Origin of the sequence: Saccharothrix lopnurensis (genome assembly GCF_042658445.1) — a bacterium.
Taxonomy (GTDB): domain Bacteria; phylum Actinomycetota; class Actinomycetes; order Mycobacteriales; family Pseudonocardiaceae; genus Actinosynnema; species Actinosynnema lopnurensis.
In genome coordinates this window covers 61,142-69,789 of sequence record NZ_JBHSQO010000044.1, presented here as the reverse complement: position 1 = coordinate 69,789, position 8,648 = coordinate 61,142, and the positions used below count along the sequence as shown (strand labels likewise).

Genomic DNA, 8,648 nt, shown 5'->3' with positions numbered 1-8,648 from the left:
CCGCTTGGCCTCCGACTTCGGAGTCCTGACCTGGGTCAACCCCGCACCCCACCACCCCGGCAACCCGCCGACAGTCCGTCCTGTCCCACTCCTGGCACTCCAAAGCCACCACCCTCCTGACCCTCACCACCTGAACGGGCGCGAGTCGTACGTCCAGGCCCACCGTGTCGTACGTCCAGGACCCCCGAGTTCAACGTTCAGCACCACCCCCTCCGCCATCCGTGAACCAGTTGCCCGCCGGGTGGTCACCCCGAGTGATCCACCCGGTTGCCGTGAGAGGTGCTCGGAACCCGACCCGGCCCGAGGTTGCGGCGGGATAGTTCACACACCGCAATCGGCGGTCCGGGTCAAGCGCCGCGCCCGGCACATCTAATGTGGGTGTCGTGCAGCCACTGCCCCCGAACGCCCCGTCGCGGATCGGCGACTACACGCTGCTCGCCGCACTCGGTCGCGGCGCGATGGGGTCGGTCTACCTGGCCCGCTCGCGCGGCGGGCGCCCGATCGCGGTCAAGGTCGCGCGCCCCGAGCTGGCCCAGGACCCCCAGTTCCGCGAGCGGTTCCGCCGCGAGGTCGAGATGGCCCGCTCCGTCGGCGGCTTCTGGACCGCGACCGTGGTCGACGCCGACCCCGACGCCGAGCACCCGTGGATGGCCACCGAGTACATCCCGGGCCTGAGCCTGCACCAGGCCGTGCAGGACCACGGCCCGCTGCCGGAACGCGCGGTGCGCCGCCTGGCGGGCGGCCTGGCCGAGGCGCTGGTCGCCATCCACTCCGCGGGCCTGGTGCACCGCGACCTCAAGCCGTCCAACGTGCTGCTGGCCGACGACGGCCCGCGCGTGATCGACTTCGGCATCGCCCGCGCGCTGGAGCACTCGGCGCTCACCGAGGCGGGCACCGTCTTCGGCACCCCCGGCTACCTGTCGCCGGAGCAGGTCGTCGGCCAGGCCATCACCTCCCAGAGCGACGTGTTCGCCCTCGGCTCGGTGCTGGTGTTCGCGGCCACCGGCAGCGGCCCGTTCGGCGAGGGCGCCACGTCCGCGCTGGTCTACCGCGTGGTGCACCAGGAGCCGGACCTGACGCGCGTGCCGCCGTCGCTGGTGCCGCTGGTCGTGCCGTGCCTGGTCCGCGAGCCCGCGAACCGGCCCACGCCCGCCCGCCTGCTGGAGCTGATCGGCCCGCCGTCGGCCGAGCCGTCGTGGCTGCCGGCCCGGCTGCGCACCGTCGTCGAGCAGCGCCACACCGAGCTGAGCGGGCTGCCCGCGAAGCCGCCGACGCGGGTCATGGTGGAGGACCCGCCGCCGAAGCCGCCCACGCTCGTCGGCCCGCCCCCCACGGGGTTCGCCGACCCGCCCGGCAAGCCCCAGCAGGCCGGCAAGCCCCAGGCCACCGGCCTGCCGCACGTCACCGGCCTGCCCCACCAGACCGGGATGCCGAACCAGACCGGGATGCCCAGCCCGACCGGGATCGCCCCCGCGACGCCCAAGCCGGCCACCCGCGCGGCACCCGCCGCCGACGCCGGCTCCCAGCACATCAAGGCCACCGGGGCGCGCTTCCGCACCTCCCGCGTGGTCGCCCTGAGCTGGGCCGGCGCGAACCTGCTGGCGGCCCTGGCCACCGGCTGGATCTCCGACCCGGACAACGGGGCCCTCGACATCGTGCGGCTGGCCGCGTTCATCGCGTTCCTGGCGTTCGTGATCGCCGCGGTGCGCCTGATCGCGGGCGCGGTGAGCGCGCCGCTCACCCTCGACGTCGGCCCGGACGGCCTCACCCTGTCCGACGGGCAGCAGAACCGGCGCCTGCCCTGGTACGCCATCGCCCGGGTGAAGGTGGAGTCGCACCACTCCCGCCCGTGGCTGGTGGTGTGGCTGGTCAGCGCCGCCCGGCCGCCGGAGACGCTGGGCCGGGGCACCTTCACCAACCACAAGGGCGGCCTGCGCGTCTACCCGATCTCGCACGAGCGCTACCGCAAGCGCCGCGACCGGGACGTGGCGGAGCTGCGCTCCGCGCTGGCCTGGTACGCGTCGAACACCTACGACCCGCTGTGACCCGCGGGGCCGGGCGGCCCCTCAGCGCCCGCTGAACGTCGCCCGGCCCGGCCCGTCGGCCAGGAACGACCGCACCGCCCCGCGCAGGTCCTCGGTGTCGAACAGCTCCGCCGCGATGGCCGTGACGTGCTCGTCGGCCTCGGCCACGCCGCCGCTCTCGAAGTGCGCCAGCACCCGCTTGGTGGCGGCGTGCGCCAGCGTGGGCCCCTTGGCCAGCGCGTGGGTGAACTCCAGCGCCGCGTCGTCGAACCCCTCGTCCGGCAGCACGCGGTTGACCACGCCCCACCGCTCCAGGGTCTCGGCGTCGTAGCGGTCACCGGTCATCACGAACTCCTTGGCCCGGCCCACGCCCGCCCGCGCGGCCAGCCGCTGCGTGCCGCCCATGGTCGGGGTCAGCCCGACGACCTTCTCCACCAGCCCGAACGTCGCCCGCCGCGCCGCCAGCACCACGTCGCACGCCACCGCGACCTCGAACGCCCAGGTCAGGCACAGCCCGTGCGCGGCGAACACGGTCGGGAACGGCAGCGCCGCCACCCGCTCCGGCAGCTCCAGCATCCGGTCGAACAGGGCCTTGGCCTGCGCGACGGACCGCTGCGCGGCGAACAGTCGCACGTCAACGCCGCCGCTGACCACTCCGCCCTCGGCCCGGACCAGCAGGGCCCGCGCGGGCCGCTCCTCCAGGTCGTCGAGCGCGCCCTCCAGGAGGTCGTGCAGCTCCGCGGTGTAGAGGTTCAGCGGGGGAGCGTCGACGGTGAGCACCGCGAGCCCCACCGCGTCCCGCTCCAAGCGGACCTGTTGCGCCGGCACGGGCCTGGACTTTACACGCGTCCGGAATGACGAAAACCCCGTGTCCAAATGGACCAGTCGTGGTGAAAATCTGTCAATGACTTCCTGGACCGTTCAGCCCGTGGCGGTTGACAGCCCGCTCGCGACCGCACTCGTCCACGACTACTTGATCGACATCATCGGCCGCTACCACGGCCGCCCCGCCACCCGGGCCGAGGTGGACCGGGCCCTCGTCGAGGACCCCACCGACGACCTGGTCGCCTTCTACGTCGGCCGGCACCGCGGGCAGGCCGCGGGCTGCGCCGGCTTCCGGCTGGTCGACCCCGGTACCGCCGAGCTCAAGCGCCTGTACGTGGCGGCCGGGGCGAGGGGCACGGGAGGGGGTGCGGCGCTGCTGGCGGCGGTGGAGCGGGGGGCGGCCGCGCTGGGTGCCCGGCGCGTGCGCCTGGACACCCGCGCTGACCTGGTCGAAGCCCGCGCGCTGTACGCCGGGCACGGCTACGCCGAGGTCGCGCCGTTCAACGCCGACCCCTACGCCGGGTACTGGTTCGAAAAGCGCCTATAGGGGTCATTGGGTTCGCATATCACCCATGTGAGGTGTCTCACTTGACACTGAATAATGGCCACATGTTGAGTGTTGGACGAAAGTCGGCCGCGGAATGAAATGGGGATCAGTCCAGTGGCTTTCGCCGTTGAGTTGACATTTCGTGATGCGCGCCAGGTGCGGAGATCCATTCATCTCGCCCACCGGGAATACTGGCGTCCGCTGGCCGAGCAGGGTGTGCTCGTCGGGACCGGCCCCTGGGCCGACGGTTCCGGCGTGCTGCTGATCGTGCAGGTGCCCGACGACGCCGCCGCCCGGGACCTGGTGCGCGGTGACCCGTACGTGCGCTCGCAGTCGATCGCCGAGGTGCGCATCCGGCAGTGGCACGTGCTGCTGGGCGTGCCGGAGGGCGAGCGCGTGCCGGGCATGGTGCGGCCGCGGGACGGGCAGAGCGCCGAGGCGCGCTCGCGCGAGCCGCTGACGCCGCACGAGCACCGCATCGCGCTGATGATGCTGGAGGGCATGACGAACCGGCAGATCGCCGAGCACTTCTCGGTGTCCACCCGGGCCGTGGAGCTCCACATCACCCGCATCTACCGCAAGCTCGACATCGGCAGGCGGGCCCAGCTCGCCGCGGCGATGCCGTGGGGGCAGCGCTCCTACCTGTAGGTCGATGGGCGGGCGATCCTCGGGTCGGCCGGCGGTCGGGTCGGGTCCGGTCCGGTCCGTCCGCGACGCCGTGCGGGGCTTGTGTGGTGCTTGCGTCGCGTGCTGTTCGATCGTGCGTGGGGCGGGTGCGGAGGGGCGTCGGTGATCCCCCGGTTGGTGCGCCCTCGGGCCGGCGGCCGGGGTACGTCCTGGTCCCGTGGTGACGGTGCGTTGCCGTACCCGCGCCTGTCGCGGTGTGGTGACCCCGGTGTCTGTGCACCGGGGCTCGCGTCCACCTCGTCGGGCTCGTGCTCGTGCGGTAGGCCGCTGTGCGGCGGCGTGGTGAGGGTGGCCCCGGTATTGGAATCCGGGACGTTCACGAGCGGCACCCCTGCGGTTCACCTGGAGATCGCCTTCGCGGCCGGGTGGACGAGTGCGAAATTGAAAACTTTCTGTGATTGATGCTCACGTGCCATTCCGGTGATGGATTAGTCCGTTCAGGCATACCGACCGTGCGGTATGTAACACGATCGGCGTCATCGGCGGTGCGTTCGCCGCCATCCCGGAGAAGGCGTGCGCCGAACAGGGCCTCATCCGTGACGGGGTGCTCCGGGCGTTCCAGGACATCAACCACGTCGACACCGGCGGGCCGGCCGGTTGTGGTTCTCGTCGGTTGTGGTTCTCGTCCGCCACCCGGTCCCGCATCGTCCGACCGGACTCCGCCACCCCCCTGGGTGGCCTCGCCGTCGTGGCGGATCTGGTCGAGCCCGAGCTGGTCGAGCCCGGGCTGGTCAGGTCCGGGCTGGTCCGGCTCAAGGGCACGTGCGCCAAGTAGCCGCCGGGGAGTTTTCGGCCGCCCCGCACCGGGAAACCGGTGCGCATGATCGAGGTGCGCACGACGGTCCCCGTGCCGGTGGACCGCGTCTTCGCGGTCCTCACCGACGGCTGGTCCTACGCGGGCTGGGTGGTGGGCGCGGCCCACATCCGGGAGGTCGACCCCGGCTGGCCCGCGGTCGGCACCCGCATCCACCACAGCGTGGGGGCGTGGCCGATCGCGGTGCGGGACGTGACCGTCGTGCGGGCCGTCGAGCCCCTGAAGCTGCTCGACCTGGAGGCCCGGCTGTGGCCGATCGGCGCGGCCCGGGTGCGGTTGGAGCTGACCGAGGTGCCCGACGGCACCGAGGTGGTCATGTCCGAGGAGGCGATCAAGGGGCCCACAGCGCGGCTGCCGGAGTCCGTGCAGGCGCTGTTCCTGGTCCCGCGCAACCGCGAGTCGCTGCGGCGGTTGGCGGACTTGGCGGTGCGCAAGGAGAACCCCAAGGGGTAGTTTCCCGCCGTGCCGTCCGTGCCGTCCGTGCCGTCCGTGCCGTTGGCCGACCTGGCTGACCTGCCCGACTGACTGCCGACCTGGTGCGCCGACTGGTTGGGCGGCGAACCGGTAGACGTGCTGTTCGAGCGGCGGCAGATGTCGGCGATGTTCGACCTGCGGTTGGTCGGTGGCCGGGAGGTCGTGATCAAGGCCCGCGAGGACGACGGCCGGGCCACGTCGTGCGTTGTCGCCCAGACCCGGCTGGCGGACCGGGGCTTCCCGTGCCCCCGCCCACTCACGCCCGCGCTGCGGCACAACGCCCGCTGGGAAGCGGTGCACGGTGACGAGCCGGTGTGCGGTGCCGCCGTACGCGCGCAGGCGGCAGAACGCCTCCGGCTGGCGAACGCCTAGCCGTCGAGGCCGGCGGCTCCTGCGGCTCGGCACCTCCGTCGAACCCGTGCCGGCACCTTCGCCGCCGGTGCCGACCACAGTGGGAGCTGACTGTTCCTGGCGGGTGACGGGTGCCGCCGCCGGCGGAGGTCGGGTACTGCTGGGGTGACGGGTGCTGCCGGGTCGGGGGAGTGGGCTGGGTGGGACTGTGGGGTCTGGTCGCGGGATTCCATGTCTAACCGATGGCCGAGACCCCGGTTTTCGTACATCTTCGGGCGATGATCACTCCATCGTGTGACCGGACTGGCGGCGAAACCCCTGGTCACCGCCCCTGGGCCGTGGCCGGTGACCACGGCCCACCCTAGTCCACCCCGCTAGTACACCGCCCGGTTCAGCCCCTGCACCAGCAACCGGTACGCGTCGCCCGCCAGGCCGTTGCGCGCCAGTGCCGCCCGCGCCGCGTTCGCGCCCGCCGCGCCGTGCACGCCACCGCCGGGGTGCGCCGACGCGCCCGCCAGGTACAGCCGGTCCACCGGGGTGTCCGCCCGGCCCAGCCCCGGCACCGGCCGGAACACCAGCTGCTGGTGGATGGCCGCCGTGCCGGAGTTGATCGAACCGCCCACCAGGCTCGGGTTGCGCGACTCCAGGTCGCCGGGACCCTGCACGAACCGCCCGCGCACCAGGTCCCGGAACCCCGGCGCGTGCTGCTCGATCAGCTGCTCCAACCGGTCGGCCCGCCGCCGCACGCGGTCCGCCGACCACTGCTCCCCCTGCGGCACGTGCGTGTAGGCCCACGCCGTCTCGGTGCCGGCCGGTGACCGCGACGGGTCGGAGGTCGTCATCTGGCCCATGATCACGAAGGGCACCCGCGGCAGCCGGCCGCACGCGATCTCCGCGCTGGTCATGGCCAACCCGTTGAAATCGCCTCCCAGGTGGACGGTCCCGGCCCCGCGCACCTCCGGGTTCGTCCACGGGATCGGCGCGTCCAGCGCCCAGTCCACCTTGATCGTCGCGTCGTCCCACTCGAACTTCGCCAGGTCCGACACCAGCTGCGCCGGCAGGTGCCGCTCACCGACCAACCCCAGGTAGAGGCGCGGCGCGGGCACGTCCGCCAGCACCGCCTTCCGCGCCCGCACGAACCCGCCGGACGCGTCGCGCACCCCCAGCGCCCGCCCGCCGGCCACCACCACCTCCGCCACCGGCCGCGAGCACTCCACCACACCGCCGAGCCGCCGCACCAGCGCCCGCGTCAACGCACCCGCGCCACCCGCCGGCACCGGGTAGCCCAGGTCCTGCCCGAGCATCGACAGCAGCCACCCGAACGCCGCGCCACCCGCCTGGTCCGGACCCAGGTCGGTGTGCATCGCGTTGCCCGCCAACAACAACGGCGCGCCCTCGCCGGAGAACCGGTCGTCCCCGAACGCCCGCACCGACTGCACGAACGACCGCGCGAACCGCAGCGCCCCACCCGGACCCAACGCGCCCAGCAACCCGGCGGCCGGCCGCACCGGGGGGAACGGCCTCATCAGCGCCTCGATGAGGTCGTCCCGGACCAGCTGCCAGCGCGCGAACTCCTCCCGCCACACGTCGCCGTCACCCGCGCCGAACGACTCCACCGACGCCGCCGTGCGGTCCACGTCCCGCGACAGCAGCGCCACCCGGTCGTCCGGCAGCACGTACGCCAGCACGTCCGGCGACCACCGCCACTCCAACCCGTGCCGGTCCAGCCCCAGGCCCGCGATCACCGGCGACGCCACGCCCAGCGGGTAGAACGCGCTGAACAGGTCGTGGTGGAACCCCGGCTCGGTCAGCTCGGCCGTGCGCACCGCGCCACCGGGCTCGTCGGCGGCCTCCAGCACGAGCACGTCCCACCCGGCGTCGGCCAGCACGTTCGCCGCCACCAACCCGTTCGGACCGGACCCGACGATCACCGCGTCCACGACGTCGCTCAACGCGAACCTCCTCCTTGGCTCTGGTGCACGGGTCGACCCCGGCCCAGTCTGCTCCACCGGGGACCCCCGTGCGGCGCGAGCGGCCCCCGGGTCCCGCGCCCGCGCCCGTTCGCCGCCTCCAGCGCCCACCCCGGCCCGCGCGGCCGACCGGTGTCCACAAGGGACGCCCGGTCGGCAGGCCGAAGCCGGCCCGGGTGCGCCGGCTGCGACCCGAAGCGCCAGGTCAGCCACGCCGGTCCGGGCAGCGCGCGGAACGGGACGGGCACCAGGAAGCCGCCGACGACCGCCGCGAGGTCGGTCGCGCGCAGCACGGGATCGGCGGCGACGTTGAACGCCCGGTCGCGCGGTCGCGCGGGATGGGCCGGATCGCCGGCGCGACCGTCGAGCAGCCGCTCCGGCTCGGCCTCCTGGGCGCTGTAGGCGCTGCCGGGCACCCCGCCGCACAGCCGGCCCTCATCGACGAGCCCGGAGGCGGGCCCGGAGGCGAGCATGTGGGCGGCCACCGAGGAGGCCACGACGACGTGCGGCACTCCGGCCCGCTCGGCGGCGCGCAGCACGTGGGCGCTGCCGGTGAGGTTGGTGCGCCGCACGTCCGGGTCGCGGGGGGTGGGCTGGACCGCCCGGGCGAGGTGCACGACCGCGTCGGCGCCCTCGACGGCCCGGGTCACCAGCGCCGCGGCGGCCGGCGCGCCGATGTCGCAGCCCACCCACCGCTCGGTCACCGGCGGATGATCACGCTCCGCAGAGGTCCCCGCCAGGGGGTCCCCTGCTTTCATCTTGCCAGAAGGGTCCGACAATTCCGGCCGACGAGACGCACCCACCCCACCGGGCACCCGCCGCGCGACCCCGATCACCTCGACCCCGTCCGCCGCGAGCACGCGGCGCGGTGCCGTCCCCACGCTGCCGCTGGCACCCGTGACGACGACCCTCATGCCCGCAAAGTACCCCCCGACCACCACGCCCAAGCCCGAGCG

The 8,648-nt window shown here is 73.8% G+C and carries 9 protein-coding genes; 6 read left to right on the top strand and 3 right to left on the bottom strand.

Annotated features, from left to right (window positions below):
• The first annotated feature begins 383 nt into the window (after nt 1-383).
• Nucleotides 384-2,045 (top strand): serine/threonine-protein kinase, encoded by a 1,662-nt coding sequence (locus tag ACFP3R_RS29925; protein ID WP_380640787.1) that lies wholly within the window; start codon nt 384-386, stop codon nt 2,043-2,045.
• 21 nt (nt 2,046-2,066) lie between these two features.
• On the opposite strand, the gene ACFP3R_RS29920 is transcribed toward ACFP3R_RS29925, so the two are convergent.
• Entirely contained in the window at nt 2,067-2,852 is a 786-nt protein-coding gene (locus ACFP3R_RS29920) for an enoyl-CoA hydratase/isomerase family protein (RefSeq protein ID WP_380640786.1), read from the bottom strand.
• A gap of 100 nt (nt 2,853-2,952) precedes the next feature.
• Here ACFP3R_RS29920 and ACFP3R_RS29915 point away from each other — a divergent pair, with 100 nt between their 5' ends.
• The 5 genes from ACFP3R_RS29915 (at nt 2,953) to ACFP3R_RS29895 (ending at nt 5,743) form a co-directional block, all read left to right on the top strand.
• On the top strand, nt 2,953-3,396 hold the full coding sequence (locus ACFP3R_RS29915) for a GNAT family N-acetyltransferase (RefSeq protein WP_380640784.1): 444 nt from the start codon (nt 2,953-2,955) through the stop codon (nt 3,394-3,396).
• Nucleotides 3,397-3,552: 156 nt separating this feature from the next.
• On the top strand, nt 3,553-4,044 hold the full coding sequence (locus ACFP3R_RS29910) for a LuxR C-terminal-related transcriptional regulator (RefSeq protein ID WP_380640782.1): 492 nt from the start codon (nt 3,553-3,555) through the stop codon (nt 4,042-4,044).
• A gap of 583 nt (nt 4,045-4,627) precedes the next feature.
• The gene (locus tag ACFP3R_RS29905; protein WP_380640780.1) at nt 4,628-4,858 is read left to right on the top strand and encodes a hypothetical protein; all 231 of its coding nucleotides are present in this window, start codon (nt 4,628-4,630) and stop codon (nt 4,856-4,858) included.
• Between the two features lie 45 nt (nt 4,859-4,903).
• Nucleotides 4,904-5,350, top strand: coding sequence for an SRPBCC family protein (locus ACFP3R_RS29900; RefSeq protein WP_380640778.1), 447 nt, complete (start codon nt 4,904-4,906; stop codon nt 5,348-5,350).
• Nucleotides 5,351-5,467: 117 nt separating this feature from the next.
• Nucleotides 5,468-5,743 (top strand): hypothetical protein, encoded by a 276-nt coding sequence (locus ACFP3R_RS29895; protein ID WP_380640776.1) that lies wholly within the window; start codon nt 5,468-5,470, stop codon nt 5,741-5,743.
• A gap of 353 nt (nt 5,744-6,096) precedes the next feature.
• Here the strand turns inward: ACFP3R_RS29895 and ACFP3R_RS29890 are convergent, their stop codons facing one another.
• Nucleotides 6,097-7,674 carry a phytoene desaturase family protein gene (locus ACFP3R_RS29890; RefSeq protein WP_380640774.1) on the bottom strand — a complete coding sequence of 526 codons (1,578 nt, stop codon included), beginning with the start codon at nt 7,672-7,674 and terminating at the stop codon, nt 6,097-6,099.
• The gene (locus tag ACFP3R_RS29885) at nt 7,671-8,606 is read right to left on the bottom strand and encodes an NAD-dependent epimerase/dehydratase family protein (RefSeq protein WP_380640772.1); all 936 of its coding nucleotides are present in this window, start codon (nt 8,604-8,606) and stop codon (nt 7,671-7,673) included. The genes ACFP3R_RS29890 and ACFP3R_RS29885 overlap by 4 nt, the downstream gene beginning before the upstream one ends.
• Nucleotides 8,607-8,648: the final 42 nt, after the last annotated feature.

Coding starts and splice junctions, on each gene's coding strand:
- ACFP3R_RS29900 (WP_380640778.1), top strand. CDS start 4,904: ATGATCGAGGTGCGCACGACGGTCCCCGTGCCGGTGGACCGCGTCTTC.
- ACFP3R_RS29885 (WP_380640772.1), bottom strand. CDS start 8,606: ATGAGGGTCGTCGTCACGGGTGCCAGCGGCAGCGTGGGGACGGCACCG.